The organism is Flavivirga abyssicola, from assembly GCF_030540775.2.
GTDB lineage: Bacteria > Bacteroidota > Bacteroidia > Flavobacteriales > Flavobacteriaceae > Flavivirga > Flavivirga abyssicola.
This window is the reverse complement of sequence record NZ_CP141266.1, coordinates 949,127-971,208: the sequence shown is the minus strand read 5'-3', so window position 1 is coordinate 971,208 and position 22,082 is coordinate 949,127. Positions and strand designations below refer to the sequence as shown.

Genomic DNA, 22,082 nt, shown 5'->3' with positions numbered 1-22,082 from the left:
CTGACATTTGAATATAATTAACTGATTTTCATTTAAATAAAACTAAAATTGTATCGAGTTAAATAGATAAGAAGTAGCATATGTAAGATCAGTTCAATATAAATTTCAGTAAATAAGTTGTCATTTCTACAGAGCAAGGAACGAGCGACGAGAAATCCCATAAAGACGAGGTTTCTTTTATAAAAGAAAGACAATTTCGATTTTATCGAAATATTAGGAAGGTTTAAATAGCATCACTCTAAAACAAAAAGTCCGAAAAAATAAATTTTAAAAATGATATTAGTACATCTAAATCTTAAATCATTTATCATATGCTTGTGCATCAGCAATTTTATTTGGTCTCAAAACAAAGCGACCTATACCTACGCGATTAAAGATTCAGATACTTTGAAAATGGATGTATATACACCAAAAAGCATAAAGACCAACGACAGGCTTCCCATCATTTTATGGATGCATGGAGGCGGATTTTCAGGAGGTAAACGTGATAATCTCGATGAGGTTAAAATGATGAAAAAATTAACTAAACAAGGTTATATTGGTATTTCGATGTCATACAGATTGCTATTAAAAAACTCAAAAACAGGTTCAGGTTGTGATTGTCCGAAAACCTTAAAATTGGATATTTTTCGACAAGCAGCTATCGATTATCTTGATGCTGCTAAATATGTTGTAGAACATAAAGCAGCACTTAAAATAGACCCAACCAAAATCATAGCCGGAGGTAGTAGTGCTGGTGCCGAAAGCGTTTTAAACGCAGTGTATTTAAGACGCTTTTTTGTCGATGATATTTCAACATATAAAGATGTGAACTTTGCAGGTGTTATTTCGCTTGCAGGTGCTTTGGTTAATTCAGATTATATCTCAAAACACAATGCAGTACCCACAGTGCTGTTTCATGGAACCGATGATAATTTAGTGCCTTGTGGAAAAGGACCACATCATTATTGCACGCCAGATACGTTGGGCTATATGATTTTGGATGGTTCCGAAGTTATTGCAGATACATTGGATAATTTAGGAGTTTCTTATTATTTCTACAAAGTAGTAGGCGGTAAGCACGAACTGTGTCAAATTCCCTTTGACCAATTAGACACGATCCTTGATTTTTTCAATCAAACCATTCAGGATAAAGAAACCATTCAAACAAAAAGGATTATAACCAAGACCCCATGAAAAAACTAATATATATTGTTTTAATAGCTACAGTATTTCAATCCTGTAAAGGAGAAAAAAAAGAGACTCAGATTGGTAGTACAAAAGTAAGGCCTAATATTATTTTCATTATGGCAGATGATCATGCCACTCAAGCCATAAGCGCCTATGGACACCCTATTAGTCAATTAGCACCCACGCCAAATATTGATAGAATTGCCAATGAAGGGGCTATTTTCAAAAATAATTTCTGTACCAATTCTATTTGTGGTCCCAGTCGTGCCGTCATTTTAACCGGAAAACATAGTCATATTAATGGCTTTAGAATGAACGGAGACCGTTTTGATGGCAACCAACAAACCTTTCCAAAGCTATTGCAAAAAGCAGGCTATAAAACAGCTATGTTTGGTAAGTGGCATTTGCATGGGGTTCCACAAGGGTTTGATTATTGGAATATTCTGCAAGATCAGGGGAACTATTATAATCCCAATTTTATTTCTATGAATACACAAACCCAAAAAGTGGATACCACCATGGTAAAGGGCTATGCGACTGATATTGTCACCGAAGACGCGATTAGGTATCTGGATGAAATTAAAGACTCCGAAACACCTTTTATGCTCATGGTACAGCACAAAGCACCTCATAGAAACTGGATGCCGGCATTACGACATGCCAATAAATATGATACGGTTAAATTCCCGGTACCCGAGACTTATTTTACGAACCATGAAGGGTCAACAGCTTCAAAAGAGCAATACCAGACCATTTATAGGGATATGTACGAAGGCCATGATTTAAAAATGACCAGAAAAAAAGGGAGTCCGGAATTGGCACACAATCCGTGGACCACAGATTTTGAGCGTATGACAACGGAACAACGATCTGCCTGGGACAAAGCCTATCAACCAAAAAATGATGCCTTTCATAATGCCAATTTATCCGGAAAGGATTTGGATTTGTGGAAGTTACAGCGTTATCTGCAAGATTATATGGCGACTATAGCAGCGGTAGATGAAGGTGTGGGTCGTATTTTGGATTATTTAAAAGCAAATGGTTTGGAAGACAATACCATAGTAGTCTACACCACAGACCAAGGCTTTTATTTAGGCGAAAAGGGTTGGTTTGATAAACGATTTATGTACGAGGAGTCTTTGGGAATGCCTATGCTTATGAAATATCCGGGAGTCATTAAACCGGGAACAAAAATAACGGCATTAACTCAAAATTTAGATTTTGCTGAGACATTTTTGGATTTTGCTAGTGTTGATATCCCTAAGGATATGCAAGGGAAATCGTTAAAACCATTAGTTATTAATGGGGTTGAAGATGATGACTTTCGAGAAGCCATATATTATCATTATTACGATTTCCCTGCATTTCATATGGTAAAGAAAATGTGTGGCGTCCGTACAAAACAGTATAAGCTGATTCATGTGTATGATGATATAGATGAGTGGGAATTATACGATTTAAAAAAAGACCCGAATGAAATTGACAATCTTATAAATGATGCGAGTTATAAGGATGTAGAAGAAAGGCTTAAAATAAAGCTAAAAACCTTGCAACAAGATTATAAGGTGACTGAAAAAGAATTTCAGCGTGCTAATCCAAAAGCCATTAAGCGTGCCTATAAAGGGTTTGAAAGGTTAAGAGGGGAACCAATGAAAGCCTATGAACATTAATTATTTAATTATGAGAGCGTACCATATTATTATAAGTTTTTTTAGCAGCATCATATTTTTAATGTCCTGCACATCAGAAACCATAAAAACAGATGTAAAATCTCCCAATGAAAATGTGCAAGTCCGTTTTTTTCTTTCAGAGCAAGGCGAGCCCCATTATATAGTACATTACAAAAATGAAAAAGTGATTGATACATCAAAAATGAGTTTCGAATTAAAGGAGGCTCCACCACTACACGATAATTTTAATATCATTAATTTAGAAATGGCTACGACTGATGAGACCTGGGATATGATTTGGGGTGAAGATGCACAGGTTAGAAATCACTATAACGCATTGAAAATTGAACTTGAAGAAACTTCCGAATTAAAAAGAAAGTTAAATATTGTATTTAAAGTCTATGATGATGGTTTGGGATTTCGGTATGAATTCCCAAAACAAGAACATTTAAATGATGTGATTATAACAGACGAAAATACCGAATTCAATTTAACCGCAGACCATAAAGTATGGTGGATTCCGGGAGATTGGGATATTTACGAATATTTATATAATACCACAAGGTTTTCAGAAATAGATGCTTTAAAATATTATGAACCTAAAGCCCATTTAGGACAAACATATGTACCGGAAAATGCTGTTAATACACCAGTTACGATGAAAACAAACTTAGGGGTATATATAAGTTTCCATGAAGCCGATTTAACCAATTATGCGGGGATGACCTTAGCGGTCGATACCCTAAATTTAAAAATGAAAAGTGAGTTGGTTGGTAACAGTGAAAATATAAAAGTAAAAAGGCAAACACCTTTTGAAACACCTTGGCGCACGATTCAAATAGCAGATAAACCTGGTGATTTAATAGAATCTAAAATGATTGTAAATTTAAACGATCCAAGGGTTGTTGATGACCTACCTTATTTTAAACCCATGAAATATGTAGGTATATGGTGGGATATGCATATAGGTACAGGGAGCTGGGACTATTCAGGGACATATCATGCAGCGAATACCGACTATGCTAAAGATATGATTGATTTTGCTTCGGAACACAATATTGGTGGCATGTTGGTAGAAGGCTGGAATATTGGTTGGGAAAAATGGTGGGATAAAAAGAACAAAAAAGTACACTTTGATTTTGTGACACCTTATCCGGATTACGATTTAGAAGCAGTAGTGCGTTATGGAAAATCAAAAGGCGTAGAATTAATGATGCACCATGAAACGTCAGCCGATATTTTGCTCTATGAAAAACAATTGGACACCGCATTTGCCTTAATGAAATCCTTAGGCATTCACTCCGTAAAAACAGGCTATGTTAGCAGTGTTATTCCAGAAGGCGAATATCATCATGGACAATATATGGTAAACCATTATCAAAAAGTATTGGAAAAGGGATTGGAAACACAAGTGGCTATCAATGCACATGAACCTATTAAAGCAACTGGGAAACGACGCACATATCCAGTAGCTATAGCACGTGAAGGGGTGAGAGGACAAGAGTACAATGCATGGTCTAAAGATGGCGGCAATCCGCCGGAACATTTAACCATTGTGCCATTCACAAGAATGTTGGGAGGGCCTATAGATTACACTCCCGGTATTTTTAATACCTCATTAAAGCCTTATAAACAAAACAATCAAATAAATACAACTTTGGCACATCAACTGGCGCTTTATGTTGTATTGTATAGTCCGGTGCAAATGGTTCCGGATTTAATAAAGCACTATCAAGAACATCGGGCGATGCAATTTATTAAGGATGTTGGTGTAGATTGGAATTCCTCTAAAGTTTTAGATGCCGAAATAGGTGAGTTTATAACGATAGCTCGCCAAGAAAAAGGTACAGATAATTGGTTTTTGGGTTCGATTACAAACGAAAATAAAAGAACCATACAGGTAAAGCTGGATTTTTTAGAAGCAGGTAAAACCTATGTAGCTAGACTATATAAAGATAGATCAGATTCGCATTATATGAATAATCCTGAGGTTTATGATATGGAAGAAAAAGAAGTGAATAGTCATACTATTTTAGAACTTCATTTGGCCGAAGGTGGTGGATGTGCTATATCTTTGATGCCGAAATTATAACTAATCTCAGTTCGATGTAAACTTTTCAAACGAATAGATGTTAAATGATTGGTTATTAGGTTTTTTGTCATTTCGACAGAACGAGGGACGAGTGACGAGAAATCTCAGAAAGAATGGGGTTCCTCTTTATTAGTTAACGTGAGTTCAATTAATAGTTTTTGATTTTCAATTAGTTAAATTAAAAACACCCCTAAAATCCCCTCAAGGGGACAATTTTACCGAGTGAGATTCCTCCCTCGAGGGAGGATTAAGGCGGGTGTTTTTAAATACAAAATATTTTATAAACCTGACAATCAAAACTTTACAATGAAGTTAAATAATTTAAGTTAAATCGAACTCACGTTAGTTACACTATTTTTAAAACAAAATGAGTTCGATTTAAAAGCAAGTTTACACATAAGTATAAAACGACTAGCACTAAATTTTAAATGTTTGTCATTTCGACAGAACGAGGAACGAGTGACGAGAAATCTCAAAAGAATGAAATTAATTATGAAGCAATTAAGCTGTTTACTAGTCCTGTTTTTTGGTTTAGGAGTCTTGTTTGGACAAGAGACGACCAAAGTTATGACGTACAATATCAAATTAGATTATCCAAAAGAAGGAAAACATAGTTGGGATCAGCGTAAGGCCTTGATAATCGGACAAATAAATTTCTACGAACCAGATGTTTTTGGAGTGCAGGAAGCTTTGCCAAATCAAATGGCTTATTTGGATAGTACACTTGTAAATTATAGCTATGTAGGCGTGGGGCGAGACGATGGAAAAAACTCAGGGGAATATTCAGCTATATTTTATAAAAAAGTGTTGTTGGAAGTTATTAAAAGTAGCACATTTTGGTTATCCGAAACACCAGACAAAGTATCTATGGGTTGGGATGCCGTTTGTAATAGGGTATGTACATATGCGCTTTTTAAGAGCAAAAAAACAAATAAGTATTTTTGGGTGTTTAACACACATTTCGACCATGTTGGAAAGCAGGCAAAAAAAGAAAGTCCAAAATTGATTCTTCAAAAAATACAAGAATTAAATTCTAAAAATTACCCGACTATTTTAATGGGAGATTTTAATTTAAAACCAGAAACTGAAAACATTCAATTCATAAAAAAACATTTTAATGACTCTAAAGAAGTTTCAGAAAAACTCCCCTTTGGTCCATTAGGAACATTTAATGGTTTTCATTTTGATAAACCAGTAACTCTTAGAATCGACTATATTTTTGTCAGTAAAAAAACTATTAAAGTTAGTAAATATGCTGTGCTGAGTGATTCTAAAGACTGTAAATATCCGTCAGATCACTTGCCTGTTTTTGTCTTTCTTAAATTTTAGTTGATTTTCTATTAATGTAATCGAAAAGAATTCTCCGGGACTTGCCTCTGTGTTTCCGTTGAAATTTCAATTTAACAAAAGTTTACTTATAAGTATAAAATTACTCATGTTGGTATGAGGCACTTTGAGTGCTTCGATTTTAGTTTATACTGAAATCAGTTGAATTAATCAGCATAAACTAAAGTTGAAAGGCACAATCTGACATGAAAATATAAATGATTAATTTTTAGATAAATATACTTATTGTTATATTTGGTTCACGTTAAAATAAAAAGAAATACTATTTGTTTGTGAGAAATTCATTATATTTATTATGAATTAATATAAATGACTATAAATGAAATTATATAAATATAAAGAACATCTTCTTTTTATTTTTGTAATTAATTGGTTATAAATTAGTTTACACAAAAATAAGATTAGTTTTATTGATTAATCACAGGTTCTTTTTCATTAAAGCATACTGTTTCTTGGAAATAAAAACGCCTTACTTTTTATGGAATTAATAAATAATCACGTGCATTTTTGTAGGATTAATAGAAAATTACTTAGTTTTATCGAATTATTATCTCTAACATAGCCATGAGGGGAGGCAGTAACGAACTTACATTAAAAGCTTATAAGAAACTTTTTGAGGATTTATATCCACAATTATGTGTGTTTGCATACAAATATCTTAATGATCTGGATCTCTCAAAAGATACCGTTCAGGAAGTGTTTCTTAAAGTATGGGAAGATAAAATCACGTTTCAAAATGAAAACCATGCTACAGGGTTCTTTTATAAAGCCGTGAAAAATAAATGTCTCAATTATTTGAAAAGTAAACAGTATAAAGTTACTGAGCGTTACGAGCTTGCAAATTTGGAGGTTTATGAGACTGAAGAGTACTATATCTCTGATGCTGTGGTTATAGAAACCACTGCTGTTATAGAAAAAGCGATCAATAAACTGCCCGAAAAAGCAGCACAAGTTATAAGATTAAGTATCGAAGATTATACAAATAATCAGATTGCGGATGAGTTGTCCATATCTATCAATACGGTCAAAGATCATAAAAAGGTAGCCTATCGTAAATTAAGAGATTTTCTTAGTTTTTTAACAAAAAAATAATTTTATTACATTATACCACCCACTTTTTCTTTTTTTTGTATTAATCATATAGCCTAAAACATTGCAATGGGTAATTCCAATAAAATAAAATCACTTTCAGAAAAAATAGCAGCCTCGTTAATAAAGAATGAAAAGTCTAATGATTTAGAGACGTCTGAGATTTTTGATGCCAAAACTAAAGTACAGATGTTATCAGAAATAAAATCAGGTAAGCATTCGGATCTTTTAAAAGAAATTGATACAGAAAAAGATTGGAAAGTTCTGGAAAGAAAAATACAGCAGCAATCTAGAAAATCATTCAAGTTCTGGTATTATGGCGCTGCGGCTACTGTGGCTGTGTTAATTACCTTAGGCTTGGTTTTTAATAAAACAAATCAAGATCAAGACTTTAGCGAACCTGTTATTGTTAATAATAATATTGAAATAGGAACAGGTAAAGCCACTTTAACGCTTGAAGACGGATCGGATATTATTCTTGAAAAAGGTCAAACTTACGAATCAAACCATGTTGCTAGTAACGGCGAGGAGTTAGTATACAAAACAGGCAACCAGAAACAAAAGGCGAATAACTATAATATCTTAACAATACCAAGAGGCGGACAATTCTATATTTTATTATCTGATGGCACAAAAGTATGGTTGAATTCTGAATCTCAATTAAAATACCCTGTAGCATTTACTGAAGGGGAAACGCGTCAAGTGGAATTAGTCTACGGCGAAGCCTATTTTGATGTGTCTCCAAGTACCCAACATAAAGGCTCAAAATTTAAAGTGTTTAACAGATCTCAGGAAGTAGAGGTATTAGGAACCGAATTCAATATAAAAGCCTATAAAGACGACACTAGTATTAATACGCTATTGGTGGAAGGTAAGGTAGCGGTAAGTACAGCAGTTGAAAATCAGGTGCTAGTACCAAACCAACAATCAACTCTTAATCTGGAAACGAATACGATACGTATCACTACAGTTGCCGATGTTTATAACGAAACAGCATGGAGGGATGGTATTTTTAGCTTTGAAAATAAACCTTTAAAGGAGATTTTTAAAGTTTTGTCCCGTTGGTATGATATGGATGTAGTTATTGAAAATAAAGTGAAAAAAGAAGAGCGTTTTATTGGAACATTCAATAAAAGTAATAGCATTGAAGACATATTAATAGCTATTAAAAGCACTAATTTTATTAATAGCTATGAAATAAATGATAAAACACTAACCATTAAATAGTAATTTAGTGGGTAAGGAGTAATAGACTGGTTATTTTGTTTGTTTTCTTTATAATGTGACGACTATTTATTCTGTTTAATTAAAAATTTACATGCTTATAAGTGTAAATAATTACTGATTGATACATAGAATAGAAAGAATAAGTGTAGTAATTTTATTTGTAATTTATCTCCCCTTCGAATTATAAGATTACTTAAGATGTAAAATTAGTTTCACTGTCATGTCGACAATAGGAGACATCTCATATAGGTAACTAAAATATTAATATTTTTACTATGAATGTAAAGAAATGGTCTTCTTGGCAATTTTAATGAACGAGCCAGCTGGCGTGTTGGCATAAAGTTAGTTACGTTTTAATGAAACTTAAAGAAGAAGCAATGTTACAAAGGGAAACAGACTGGTTTTAAGATTAATTAGGTTAGAGTAGTTAAAGATTAAAAACCATCTGTTCCCTTTTATTAAATAAAGCAATTCATATTCATGGTTTAAAAACATTTTGAAAGGAGCTATTTTAAGAAAAAAATAAGTGTATACATGAATACTATGTTGAAATGTAGTGAAGAATGCTTAAGGAGTAGTTCTGTAGTTTATTTAACATGAGTTTGATTTAATGATGAAATTTTTTATTAAAAATTAATAGATAGTGTTCTTTATGTCAGGTTGAGTACTTCGGCTGCGCTCGGTATAAACTAAAGTCGAAACCTATTTAAACTTGTAAGTTTTTATTACCCTTCGATTTTAGCTTGTGTTGAGTGAAGTCGAAAGGTCCAAGGCAACTCGACAATTATAGATTTAAATAAGAAGCAATGTTAAAAAGGGAAACAGACTGGTTTTAAAATTAATTAGGTTAGAGTAGTTAAAAGTTAAAAACCACCTGTTCCCTTTTATATGTGGTAAGTAGAACGATTAAATAAAACGGAATCAAAAAGTTATCGGAGGAAAAAAATTAAAATATAATAGCCCTAAATATCATATCGGTTGTTTTTTGAATTAGTCACTCCAAAGACAACATTTTCATGTAAAGTACGGGCAATCGATATCATAGTTCGATTGTCCATATTTTTTAATCGAAAGGTGTCAGAATGAAAATATCATCCAGAGTGAAGCAAACTTGTCTGCGGAAGACAGGGGCTAATGTTTAATGTTAACGTGAGTTTCTATGTTAAAAACCAATAAATTACGTTCTTCGTGTCAGGTTGAGTACTTCGGCTATAGTTTATACTGAGCGCAGTCGAAGTACTCAGTATAAACTAAAGTCGAAACCCATTAAACTTACAGGTTTTTATTGCCTTTCAACTGCTTTTAAGACTAGCTATATAGAAGTACTCAAAATGATAATATATTAACTTTTTAAATCCCCTCTTTTCATCGCCGATGTAAACATTCATGATTTATCTGAGACCTAACTATAACTTTAATAGTAAATGTCATTTCGACAGAGCGAGGAACGAGTGACGAGAAATCTCATAAGGATGGAGTTCCCTGCCTTCTGGCAGGCTCCTCAATAAGCTTCGCTTGATACCTTCAAACAAAATATGTTTTGTTTTCGATAGCGTTCAAAATGACATAATCCTTCTTTGAAAGGTGTAACTATTTGATTTTAAGTAATTAATTCTGTTAAACTGATGTTAAAGTAACGTGAGTTCGACATAAAATTTATAAAAAAATAGACAAAAGTTCAATAAAATAAAGCTTGTCACCTTGAGCGCAGTCGAAGTACTCAGTATAAACTATAGTTGAAGTACTCAATCTGACATTTGAATATAATTAACTGATTTTCATTTAAATAAAACTAAAATTATATCGAGTTACGTTAAAGTAAAAAGCCGTGCTTTTAACACTAGTTAAGATTCTAAAATTTAAAAGAAAGTAATGTTTATGAGTGTTTATGTTAGTCAATTTGTTACAACCAAATCTTTATTCTTGATTCTAATAGCAAAGCAGTCTTAAATCTTTTCACAAAAAAACAATCAGAAAAATGCAAAATATACTATCCACAATATCATTTTTATTAATTACTAATGTCCTATTGTTGTTGTCGGTAAATAGTCATGCCCAAACCTTAAATTTTAATGATTCCCTCAAGATAGATCAGACCATTAAAAAAGGTGATTACCCCTTAACACCTTACATAGATGTGGGAAAAACGCTTATGTCTGGTATTACTGTTAAAGAAGGTCATATCGTATCCGAAGGTATGCTACAATCCATAGGATCAACAACCTTTACCTTAAGTAATGGTATAAAAGTACATTATAAGTTTACAGATAAAAATAAGAACGTTGTGTTATTCAAGACCATAAGCTATGGAGGTTTATCCTTAGTAAAAGATAAAGATTTACCTTCTGCACAATTGCTGGCTAAAATGGTGTCTTTATCAGGGTTAGGTAATCATTCGGCTATCGATTTATCAAAAATATTAGCTGGTAATACAGCAAAAACAGAGATCCATCTTTCTAATCTGACTGAAAGCATCAGCGGATCTTCAAGAACAAAGGGTGTAGAAACTCTATTGCAAATGATTCATTTACGTTTTGTAAAGCCCCGATTTGACAAAGAAGCCTATCAAGCCTTAATAAAGAATATGAATAATTATATCGTCAAAAGGAGTCATAACATTAATGAAAGGATAAAAGATAGTGTTACAGTAACTCTATATGGAAAGGTCCACCCAAAAAGGAGTTTATTTAATCATGATTTTATCAAAGAAGTGTCTTTTGATAAGATAAAGATTCTGTACAAGGAACGTTTCAATAATGCTGCCGATTTTGAATTCTTTATGGTAGGAGATCTTCAAAAGAGGGTATTAAGACCTTTATTGGAAAAATATATAGCTAGTATACCAACAAATGATACTAAAGAAATATGGCAAGACAATTCTGTGACTTGGTTACAAGATACAGTTGATAAGGACATTTCTTTAATTATGGAAACCCCAAAAAGTGAGGTCAGAATAGGTTATAAGAATATGATGAAGTATAGCTTGAAAAATGCCTTAATAGCAAGAGTCTTGAATGATATTTTAGAATTACGATTAACAGAAATTTTACAGCAAGAGATAGGAGGTGTTTATAGTGGGAGTGTAAAAGCTAGTATACAAAAGCGACCTATTGAGCAAGTGTCTTTGAAAATAGCTTTTGATTGCAATCTAGGTAAGGAGCAGCAGCTTGTAACTAAGACACATCAGGAGATAAAAAATATAGTAAATGGAGTTATTTCGCAAACATATCTAGATAAAACAAAATTAAATTATTTAGAAGAGATAAAACAAGACCAGGATTATAATAGCTATGGTATGCGTGTACTTATAAATTACTTTCGTGAAGGCTATAATATAAACGATCCCAAAAATTTTGAAGACTTAGTAAATGCAATCACTATTGAAGATATAGAGGCATTTACAAAGGCATTAATAAAAGACTCTAAATTTTATGAAATTGTTTTTAGTCAGGATCGAACCTCTCAGTCTGCAGTCAGTCGTTAACAAATGATCCAATATCATTTTAGTGAAGGAGCTAGCTGGCGCAGATAGATTGGACTAATAGATACAATGAATCTTGTAGTGAAGAATCTGGTTTGAACCAAGGTATACTTTTTTTAGTAAATCTCACAATCAATAGGTAGATAGAGTAATTAGTATTTGTAAAGAATGTTTAAAAATAAATATATAATTTAAAAGAGAATAAGAATCACTTTTATTAAGTTCTTATAGTTAGTTAAAAGTTTAGAATTATTCTGTCCCTTTTTTAGTAATTATAGCTATAGGAGGTAATGTTATTATAGAAAAATAATTAATAAACTATCTATTAATTTACTTTCCTAGGTTTTCAATCAAGTATAGAAAATTACATAGATAATCAAGATAGTGAAGCATTTGTTTATATTTATCTAATACCGTTAAAAACCATAAAAAATAACTTATCCATAATTAAATAAGGGTTTTAGTTATTAAATAATTAAGGAACTTTTTTCACATTACACCCACCCGTTTTATATTTTGATTGTATTAAATATGTATACTAACAACGTTTTAAATGGTTAATTCCAAAAAAGCTATACTCCTTTCGAAAAAATGGTGATCTCTCTAATTAAAAATACTATGCCTCTCCATTCAGAAAAATTTAAAATTTTCGACACTAAAACAAAAGTTCAGATGCTCTTGAATATTTGAGAACGAGAACACTTGAATTTTTTTAATTAATAATTAAATAATCCTAAATTATGAAAAAAATTACAATCTTTTTTACAATCTTAATATTAGCTATCAATGTAGCTGGAGCGCAAACTATATTTAATTTTGACACCAATGCTATAGATAACGGTGATGATATTACTGAAACCGTTGATGACGTTATCTTGACCGTTGCAGATACGGGTATCAGTCTAGTAGATGTTACTGGTTTTGGATTACCAAGTGGTTTTTCTGTTAATGCTGCAGTAACAAGTGGAACAACCAATTCCGTAACCTTTACCTTTGATCAAGCTGTAGCCGTTAATTCCATAGTGTTCTATGACGGTAATGGCTCTAATTTAGATGTAGCCTTTACTCCTGTAGGCGGTAATAATGATCCAGTTGTAGTAACTCTAACAGGTGGTTTTACTCCAGATGAATCTGTAGATTTAAATTGGATAAATGTAACAGGTTTTACGGTATCAACAGTGGGTGGTGGTGCTATACAATTTATATTTGATAATCTGTCAGTTGACGCGCCTACTATATTTGATTTTGACACCAATGCTATAGATAATGGTGATGATATCACGGAGACTATTGATGGCGTTACTTTGACCGCTGCAAATACAGATATCAATCTAGTAGATGTTACTGGTTTTGGATTACCAAGTGGTTTTTCTTTTAATGCTGCAGTAACAAGCGGAACAACAAATTCGGTTAATTTTACTTTTGACAGAGATGTAATACTTAATTCCATAGTGTTTTATGATGGTAATGGCTCTAATTTAGATGTAACCTTTGCCCCTATAGGTGGTGATAATGATCCAGTTGTAGTAACCTTAACAGGTGGTTTTACTCCAGGTGAATCTGTAGATTTAAATTGGGTAAACGTAACAGGCTTTACAGTATCAACAGTAGGTGGTGGTGCTATACAATTTATATTTGACAATATATCAGCGCATGCTATCGATCAAACAGTATTTGATTTTGATACCAATGCGGTAGATAATGGTGATGATATCGTAGAAACTGTTGATGATATTGCCCTAACCGTTGCAGATACAGGTGTTAATCTAGTAGATGTTACTGGTCTTGGGTTACCAAGTGGTTTTTCCGTTAATGCTGCAGTAACAAGTGGAACAACAAATTCGGTTGACTTTGCTTTTGATAATGCAGTTAATATTTATTCCATAGTATTTTATGACGGTAATGGCTCTAATATAGATGTAACCTTTACTCCCGTGGGTGGTAATGGCAATAATGATCCAGTTGTAGTAACTCTAACAGGTGGTTTTACTCCAGGTGAAAAAGTGTATTTTAATTGGACAGGTGTTACAGGTTTTACAGTATCAACAATGGGTGCTATACAATTTATATTTGATAATTTATCAGTAGCTCTATCGGCTTCATTAACTGTTGAAGACGTTAATAGTAATAGCTCTGTAAAAGTATATCCTAATCCAGTACAAAATATCCTGAATATTAAAAGCCAATCAGATATAAAATCAATAAATCTATATAATAATTTGGGGCAGCAAGTATTACAATCTAAAACAGGTGCAATCGATGTAAGTCATTTGTCTAAAGGCTTATATTTTGTGAGAATACATACCAATTTAGGTAAGGAAACTAAAAAGATTATTAAAAAATAGCGAGCTTTTTTTAATAATCTTTTTATGAGGGTATGTATGGTGACATATAAGGAAATGTTTTTAACATAAGGGGTTAACGGATGTAAAGGAATAAATAAGATCAAAAAGTTAGTATGGCATTAAATCTTCTAATGAATTCATTCATTAGAAGATTTTTAAGAACCAGTAACTATTCTTATGAAAATGAACAAAAACTATGAAAGAGAGAACTAAGAATGAATGAAAAAATATATTTAAACCTTTAAATAAAGTATTACGAAAATAGAAGAGCACATTCTGGGTCGATTTAAAAGTAAAAGTATACCTAACTAAAACATAAAACAGACATCAATAAAAAAAACAAAAGGAGGAAAGCAGTTTACACCGTGAGAAGTAAGAAACTGCAGACCTCCAAATTCTAAATTAATTAATTAAAAAGTTTAACTAACTAATGATCCATAAATTTATAAAAATTGAATTAATAAATGTACTTTTCTATATAAGAAAGGAGCTTATAATCATGATACGCACTTTTATATTTTTGTTTTGTACAACTTTGTTAGGTTTAACGCCAAAACATGTAGGATCTCAAAATGACAGGATTGTTATAGATGCTGATAAGGTTTTATCGGTTGATGAAGTCTTTAAAGTAGTTAAAAAACAAACAGATTATATGTTTGTATATCATCAGGATTTGTTTAAAAATTTTCCTAAAGTAGTGCTTAAAAAAGGAAATATTAAGTTAAATAAATTATTGGAACAGAGTCTTATTGGAGGTGATGTGAATATTATTGTTGCAAAAAATAATACCATTATTATAAAAGAAAAGACAAGAAATGCCAAAGAGCTTCAACGCAAAGTTTCTGGTGTTGTTACAGATCAGGCTGGTGTGCCTGTAACAGGTGCAACTGTATTAATAAAAGGTACTAAGAAAGGTGTAGTCACAGATTTTGATGGCAGGTATACTTTAACTGTACCAGACCCTGCCAATGTACTAGTATTTTCATCATTGGGCTTTGAATCTAAAGAAGTCACCGTAGGCAATCAAACTACTATTAATATAACGCTTAAAGAAAGTGTCAGCCAGTTGGATGAGGTGACTATTGAAGCTGGATATTATAAAACCTCTCAAAGAGTGGCTACGGGAAGTATTAGTAAAATTGAAGCTAAAGATATAGAAAAACAACCTGTTAATAACCCCTTGGCTGCTATGCAAGGTCATATCCCTGGTGTGAATATTACGCAAAACACTTCAGTACCTGGAAGCGGATTTCGCATCCAAATCCGTGGGCAAAATTTTATAGACGAGGGAGGCGCTTTTGGTACTGCTAATGATCCTTTATATATTATAGATGGAGTGCCTTATGCGTCTGGTTCTTTAGAGTCTTCTTTGGTAACAGAAGGGAGCATTATTGGTGGAGGGTTTGTAAGCCCATTAAATGCTATCAATCCGACAGATATTAAAAGCATTGAAGTGCTTAAGGATGCTGACGCCACAGCTATCTATGGGTCTCGTGGTGCCAATGGCGTGGTACTTATCACCACCAAAAGAAGCAAATCAGGAAAAACACAAATTAAGGTTAATGTTAGTACCACCTTTAGTGAAGTGGCTAGTTTTGTAGATTTAATGGATACCCAACAGTATTTAGCCATGCGTCGTGAGGCTATTGAAAATTCGGGGTATTCAGTTACTCCAGAAAATCCACATCCAAATAGTTTAAACATGCCAGACGTATATCTCTGGGATCAAGATCGTTATACCGATTGGCAGGAAGTACTTTTAGGTAATACAGCTTATAGACAGAATGTTCAACTCGCCTTTTCAGGAGGTACTGCACAAACTCAAATATTATTAAGTGGTGGATATGTTAGTGAGACCACAGTGTTTCCTGGAGACTCAAAATATGAAAAAATCTCCCTGCGTGTTAATGCCAACCACCGATCAAAGGACGACCGTTTTAGTATGAATTTTTCAGGAACCTATGGGTCAGATATCAATAATTTACCTGGTCATGACTTAACAAGGCAGGCTAGACGCTTAGCGCCAAATGCGCCGGCACTTTATGATGATGAAGGTAACCTAAATTATTGGGGTGATTTTGGAGATTTTATACGCAACCCGCTGGCGTTTTCGAGAACAACTTATAGGGCTGTAACACGGAATCTTATTGCCAATACGGTATTATCATATCGTCCTATTCCAGAATTGGAGTTTAAGACAAACATGGGGTATACAGATAACAGATTAGATTCCTATTGGGCACAACCGCATACGCAGTTTTCACCACCTGAAAATGATGAAGACCCATATTCTAGTGAATTTTCTGAACTGGATACCAATGCTGGTAGTCGACAATCTTGGATCATAGAGCCACAGATCAATTGGCAAAACGAATGGGGGGATACCAGTTTAAAAGTACTGGTTGGGGCTACTTTTCAACAAAACAAAGAGACGCAACTGGTTGTTCATGGAGAAGATTTTATTAGCAATAAATTGCTTCTTGACATAAACTCGGCGGGTCTCGTAGAAATTCCTTTCAATGATGCTAGCGATTATAAATATCAGTCGTTTTTTGGCAGAATTAATGTAAATATAAAAGACAAATATATACTAAACATTACGGGACGGCGTGATGGTTCTTCTAGATTTGGCCCCGGTAAACAGTTTGGTAATTTTGGAGCTGTAGGATCCGCATGGTTGTTTTCAGAAGAACGCTTTTTAGAAGACAATACGGTGTTAAGTTTAGGGAAAGTCCGTGCCAGTTATGGTGTTACGGGTAGTGATAATTCTCCAAATTATGCTTTTATTAATACCTACCAAGTGTCTGGACCATTTGGAGGTATAGAACCCACAAGGTTGTTCAATCCTGATTTTGCTTGGGCAGTCACTAAAAAATTAGAAGCAGCCTTAGAGGTTGGTTTTTTAAAGGATCGTATCTTTTTAACAGCGGCATGGTATCGAAATAGGTCATCTAACCAACTTATTAATTCGCCGTTACCTGGTACCACAGGGTTTACCGGGATCAATGCTAACTTTGATGCTATTGTTGAAAACAAAGGTTTTGAGTTTGATTTGCGTACAATAAATGTGAAAACCAAACACTTTAAATGGCGTACCACCTTTAATATCTCGCTCAATAGAAACAAGCTGTTAGCATTTCCGGGTATTGAAAGCTCTACGCAATCTACCCTTATCATAGGAGAACCATTGGGAATTAGTAGACTCTATAATTTTAAAGGCGTAGATCCAGAGACAGGGATCTATCAATTTGAGGACTATAACAATGATGCCGTAATAGATATAAATGATACTCAATTACGTGCAGACTTAACACCTAAGTATTTTGGAGGCTTCGGCAATACCTTTACTTATAAAGGTTTAAGTTTAGATGTTTTCTTTCAGTTTAGGAAACAGGAAATTAAGAAGTATGAGGCGCTTATTGGTGTTCCTGGTTCTACTATGGACAATTTACCACTAACGCTACTAGAACACTGGCAAGGTGTAGGAGACCAAAGTGCCACTCAGGGTTATTTTGTGAGTAATACCGATGCCGAAAGAGCTCAAGAGTTATATGGTTTTAGTAATGCAGCTATAGTTGATGGTTCTTTTATCCGTTTGCGTAATATATCCTTGAATTATACAGTTCCTAAAACATTCACAAAGGGTATGGATTTAAGTGTCTACCTACAAGGACAGAATCTGTTTATTATCACGCCATTGCGAACAGGAGATCCAGAAGGTCTAGGAGTAGGGGCGCTCCCACCGCTTCGTCAATTCTCTTTAGGATTAAATTTAAGCTTTTAATATCGGATTATGCGTTAAGAAAAGATCCAGCAAATATTTCTAGACAAGGGACTAGCTGGTGTAGAGAGAATCAATTAAAATAAAAAAATGAAAAAAATAAATCACTTTAGAAGGAAGTATATAATAATTTTCAGAATATGGAAACTACCGCGTTTACTTCTATTGATAGTATTGGTAGCAAGTTGTGAGGACTTTGTGGAGGTTGATCTTCCCATAAACCAATTAACCTCTGCAACCGTTTTTGAAGAAACGGCTACTGCCGAAGCAGCTTTGAATAATATTTATTCCAAAATGCGAGGAGGAGGCTCGGTAGCTGTATTGAGTTCGGTCATGGGGTTATATGCCGATGAATTGGATAATATTGGTAACCCTAACCCATTCTATGAGCATACGGTATCAGAATCGAATGCAATAATATCTACTATGTGGAATAGTACGTATAATTTAATTTATGCTGCCAATGACATTATAGAAGGAATAGAGAACTCTAAAGCTATAGAACTTGAAGATAAAAATCAATTACAAGGAGAAGCCTTATTTATAAGGGCGTATCTCCATACCATATTGGTAGAGCTTTTTGGTCCTATTCCTTATATAAGTACTACAGATTATATTATTAATACAACCGTATTACGTATGCCTGTAGATGAAGTATATAATCATATTATAAATGATTTAATGGATGCGTCTGGTTTATTAGGAGAAGACATATCTGGGGAGCGTATACGTATATATAGAGGGGTTGTAGACGCGCTTTTAGCAAGAGTCTATTTATATAGCCAGCAATGGGAGTTTGCTGAAGCTTTTGCCAATAATGCCATTAATGAATATATCTTGGAACTTGATTTAAACAAGGTATTTCTAAAAGATGCCTCAGGAACCATATGGCAAATTAAACCACATATTGAAGGACAAAACACACGAGATGCTGGGAATTTTATTTTAGATGGAAGACCAGTAAGTGTTGCTTTTAGCGATTCGATGAAAGATGCTTTTGAGCCTAATGATCAGCGTGAAGTTAATTGGGTAGGTAGTTTTACAAATGGAGTGGGTACTTTTCGTTATGCCTTTAAATATAAACAGAATAGAAACACGTTTTCTTCTAATGGAGAAACATTGGAATCTAAAGAATATCCAATAGTGTTTCGCTTGGCAGAACAATATTTGATTAGAGCCGAAGCCAGAGCACAACAAGAAAATATAACTGGAGCCCAGGCAGATTTAAATATAATTAGAAACAGAGCGGGCTTACCCAATACCACAGCGAACACAGCGAATACGTTACTGGATGCCATTCTTCAAGAAAGGCAAGTAGAACTATTTACAGAACAAGGGCAGCGTTGGTTCGATTTAAAAAGAACAGGAAATGCCATAGATGTATTAGCACCTATAAAATCTAACTGGCGAGATACTAATATATTATTACCCATCCCAGAGTTGGAGTTTTTGCGAAATCCAAATTTATTGCCTCAGAATGATGGGTATAATTAAAAAACCCCTGCGAAGCAGGGACCTCATAAATGAAACCTCATTGCGAAAGAAAGAATGGATCATGAACTGAGAGCAATTGAAGTGTGGCAACTTGTCAAAATAAAAACAAATGTCAGTTCGAGTTGAGGCTTTTTAGTCAAAGTATCGAGAACCATTTTTGAGTAAAACAGCGTCTTGATGCATTTCTGTTAATAGTTGGAGTTATTTGACAACAAATAAAAGTCAACTGCTAAAAGGACCAATGCCGATTAGTAAAAATAGTATCAAAAAATAATTGAAAAATCATCAATTAAAAATGAACAGATCTCTGCTTCCATCCACAGAGAGAGACAAGGTTCGCGAGAAAAAAAAACATTTATAATGAAAAAAACAATTCTAATAACAACCTTCACGCTATGTGTTATAACCATTCAAAGTTGTGCGCAATCAACCAAAGAGCATAACACTAACCTAGTATCTGTCTCTAATACAACTACAACACCCAATGAATTCCCTGAACTTATTCAGGCAGATATTCCAGGTGCTCCTAAATTGGGTAACCCCCAATTAATTATGGGCGCGTCCAAACCGGTCATGGGTGAAGGTATGGGATGGGCAGCGCCAGCCATATACGATTGGGATGATGATGGAAAAAAGGATTTACTTATTGGCGAATTCGCCAGTGGTTTGGAATCTAAATTAGGACCTGTAGGAAACTTTGTAAGAGTATACCAAAACATAGGTACTGATAGCCTTCCTGAGTTTAATGACCAATTTAATTACGCTAGAGCCATAGATGATTTAGAGACGAGTTCGGGGACACCTTTATCTGTTTATACATGGTGTTGCTTAGCATTTACACCGCGTTTTGAGGATTTAGATAACGACGGTTTCACCGATTTATTAACAGGACAATTCAATCCCGGATATATTACTTGGTTTCGTGGTAGTGACGAAGGATTTTTACCAGGCATCAAACTTGAAGAAATATACAACCCCTTGATTGGTTATAAATCAAGGGAATATTCACTGCCCATGACAGACCCTAAAGGAGCATCATATTGGACTTATTCGGCAGCAGCTTTTGGCGATTTTGATACTGATGGCGATTTAGATATGATTATTGGGGGAGCAGGATTGCGGTTCAGCGAAAACCTAGGTACTAAATCAGCTCCTAAATTTGGAAAAAGAAAACAGCTAAAAGGTTTAGACGGGAAGCCTCTTGACTCATCAGTTCTTTCTGGAACACTTACGGTTCCTTATGTGGTAGATTGGAACGGAGATGGTGTGTTGGATATTTTATTGACAGGTCACTACTCAGAAGCAGGTCATGCCGCTGTGACATTTTATCAGGGCGTAAAAATATCAGAAGAATTTCAATTTAAAGCAGGTATTCCTTTGTTTACAGCAAAAGATGGTGAGAAAGCATTTCCTGGCAGTTGGCTTAATGTATCTGTGGCCGATTGGAATAATGATGGGGTCAATGATCTATTAATAGGCACAAGCGTAGCAACATTAAACGGTGAATTCAACCATAAATTATCATGGCAATGGGAAATTGATACGGGGATTTCTAAGTTAAATCCAGCATATGATTCTGCTAGCATGAAAAGCACCATCGCACAGCAAATAGAGGGGGCTGAAGCATTCCAGAAAAAATCAGGTCTTAATGATGAGGAATGGGATAGTAAGCCCAATCAATCATCAAAAAGAAGATTAATTAAACATTATTATGGAAATGATGGCTATAAAAATAAAGATTTAGCTCATCAAGGTTATGTGTATGTGATGTTAGGTACAAAAAAGGATCAATAATTAAAATAGTTAACTATGTTTTATAAAGTGAAAATCGCACTGACATATTGTTTATTAGTAAGTATGATGAGTTCGTTTGTGATGGCACAAGAAGCATCAAAGGACCCTGTGAGTTATACTATAGAAGCCCCGGAAATGGTACAGGTAGGAGATGTGTTTACTATAAATACCGTGTTTAATATCCAACCCAGTTGGTATGTATATGCACCCGTTGCGCTTAATACCTCAAAAGGAAAAATTCCTACCAAAGTAACCTTTAAAGTACCAGAGGGGGTAAAAAAAATAAACGGGTTAGAGCTACCGGATAAAAATAGATTTTTTGATACCTATAGTGGTAAGGACGTACGTATGTGCCAAAATTTTGAGGTGGAAAAGGGTGCAGTATCAGGTAAACATACTATTAAAGCCAATATCATCTATCAAACTTGTAATGGTGATATCTGTTATCCACCGGTTAGGGAAAAAGTAGATGTAGTGATTAAAGTTAGATGATGTATGATTTTAAAAGAGGACCAAGACCGCTTCTTAGTTAGAACGAAGAACAAAGACTTATTTATAGATAGTTAGAAGTACCATAACTAACAATTAAACG

12 protein-coding genes are annotated in these 22,082 nt (G+C 34.0%); all 12 read left to right on the top strand.

The window, feature by feature from the left end:
• Positions 1–273 precede the first annotated feature (273 nt).
• Positions 274–1,176 carry an alpha/beta hydrolase gene (locus tag Q4Q34_RS03845; RefSeq protein ID WP_303318450.1) on the top strand — a complete coding sequence of 301 codons (903 nt, stop codon included), beginning with the start codon at positions 274–276 and terminating at the stop codon, positions 1,174–1,176.
• Complete coding sequence (locus tag Q4Q34_RS03840) at positions 1,173–2,840, top strand: sulfatase family protein (RefSeq protein ID WP_303318449.1); 1,668 nt, start codon at positions 1,173–1,175, stop codon at positions 2,838–2,840. Before Q4Q34_RS03845 ends, Q4Q34_RS03840 begins: the two co-directional genes overlap by 4 nt.
• A 10-nt stretch (positions 2,841–2,850) precedes the next feature.
• On the top strand, positions 2,851–4,932 hold the full coding sequence (locus tag Q4Q34_RS03835; protein WP_303318448.1) for a glycoside hydrolase family 97 protein: 2,082 nt from the start codon (positions 2,851–2,853) through the stop codon (positions 4,930–4,932).
• Positions 4,933–5,412: 480 nt separating this feature from the next.
• Positions 5,413–6,261: an endonuclease/exonuclease/phosphatase family protein gene (locus tag Q4Q34_RS03830; protein WP_303318447.1), complete on the top strand. Its 849-nt coding sequence runs from the start codon at positions 5,413–5,415 to the stop codon at positions 6,259–6,261.
• 582 nt (positions 6,262–6,843) lie between these two features.
• A complete protein-coding gene (locus Q4Q34_RS03825) occupies positions 6,844–7,371 on the top strand; it encodes an RNA polymerase sigma-70 factor (RefSeq protein ID WP_303318446.1) in 528 nt (175 codons plus the stop codon).
• Positions 7,372–7,437: 66 nt separating this feature from the next.
• Entirely contained in the window at positions 7,438–8,595 is a 1,158-nt protein-coding gene (locus Q4Q34_RS03820; RefSeq protein WP_303318445.1) for a FecR family protein, read from the top strand.
• Between the two features lie 1,978 nt (positions 8,596–10,573).
• The gene (locus Q4Q34_RS03815; RefSeq protein ID WP_303318444.1) at positions 10,574–12,079 is read left to right on the top strand and encodes a M16 family metallopeptidase; all 1,506 of its coding nucleotides are present in this window, start codon (positions 10,574–10,576) and stop codon (positions 12,077–12,079) included.
• 737 nt (positions 12,080–12,816) lie between these two features.
• A complete protein-coding gene (locus Q4Q34_RS03810) occupies positions 12,817–14,421 on the top strand; it encodes a T9SS type A sorting domain-containing protein (RefSeq protein WP_303318443.1) in 1,605 nt (534 codons plus the stop codon).
• Between the two features lie 499 nt (positions 14,422–14,920).
• Complete coding sequence (locus Q4Q34_RS03805; protein WP_303318442.1) at positions 14,921–18,205, top strand: SusC/RagA family TonB-linked outer membrane protein; 3,285 nt, start codon at positions 14,921–14,923, stop codon at positions 18,203–18,205.
• 87 nt (positions 18,206–18,292) lie between these two features.
• Complete coding sequence (locus Q4Q34_RS03800; protein ID WP_303318441.1) at positions 18,293–19,696, top strand: RagB/SusD family nutrient uptake outer membrane protein; 1,404 nt, start codon at positions 18,293–18,295, stop codon at positions 19,694–19,696.
• Between the two features lie 360 nt (positions 19,697–20,056).
• Positions 20,057–21,490: an FG-GAP repeat domain-containing protein gene (locus tag Q4Q34_RS03795; protein ID WP_303318440.1), complete on the top strand. Its 1,434-nt coding sequence runs from the start codon at positions 20,057–20,059 to the stop codon at positions 21,488–21,490.
• Between the two features lie 15 nt (positions 21,491–21,505).
• Positions 21,506–21,982 carry a protein-disulfide reductase DsbD domain-containing protein gene (locus Q4Q34_RS03790; protein ID WP_303318439.1) on the top strand — a complete coding sequence of 159 codons (477 nt, stop codon included), beginning with the start codon at positions 21,506–21,508 and terminating at the stop codon, positions 21,980–21,982.
• Positions 21,983–22,082: the final 100 nt, after the last annotated feature.

What these genes read in the sequence shown, in the direction of transcription:
- Q4Q34_RS03845 (WP_303318450.1), top strand. Translation starts at nt 274, where the DNA reads ATGATATTAGTACATCTAAATCTTAAATCATTTATCATATGCTTGTGC.
- Q4Q34_RS03840 (WP_303318449.1), top strand. Translation starts at nt 1,173, where the DNA reads ATGAAAAAACTAATATATATTGTTTTAATAGCTACAGTATTTCAATCC.
- Q4Q34_RS03835 (WP_303318448.1), top strand. Translation starts at nt 2,851, where the DNA reads ATGAGAGCGTACCATATTATTATAAGTTTTTTTAGCAGCATCATATTT.
- Q4Q34_RS03830 (WP_303318447.1), top strand. Translation starts at nt 5,413, where the DNA reads ATGAAATTAATTATGAAGCAATTAAGCTGTTTACTAGTCCTGTTTTTT.
- Q4Q34_RS03825 (WP_303318446.1), top strand. Translation starts at nt 6,844, where the DNA reads ATGAGGGGAGGCAGTAACGAACTTACATTAAAAGCTTATAAGAAACTT.
- Q4Q34_RS03820 (WP_303318445.1), top strand. Translation starts at nt 7,438, where the DNA reads ATGGGTAATTCCAATAAAATAAAATCACTTTCAGAAAAAATAGCAGCC.
- Q4Q34_RS03815 (WP_303318444.1), top strand. Translation starts at nt 10,574, where the DNA reads ATGCAAAATATACTATCCACAATATCATTTTTATTAATTACTAATGTC.
- Q4Q34_RS03810 (WP_303318443.1), top strand. Translation starts at nt 12,817, where the DNA reads ATGAAAAAAATTACAATCTTTTTTACAATCTTAATATTAGCTATCAAT.
- Q4Q34_RS03805 (WP_303318442.1), top strand. Translation starts at nt 14,921, where the DNA reads ATGATACGCACTTTTATATTTTTGTTTTGTACAACTTTGTTAGGTTTA.
- Q4Q34_RS03800 (WP_303318441.1), top strand. Translation starts at nt 18,293, where the DNA reads ATGAAAAAAATAAATCACTTTAGAAGGAAGTATATAATAATTTTCAGA.
- Q4Q34_RS03795 (WP_303318440.1), top strand. Translation starts at nt 20,057, where the DNA reads ATGAAAAAAACAATTCTAATAACAACCTTCACGCTATGTGTTATAACC.
- Q4Q34_RS03790 (WP_303318439.1), top strand. Translation starts at nt 21,506, where the DNA reads ATGTTTTATAAAGTGAAAATCGCACTGACATATTGTTTATTAGTAAGT.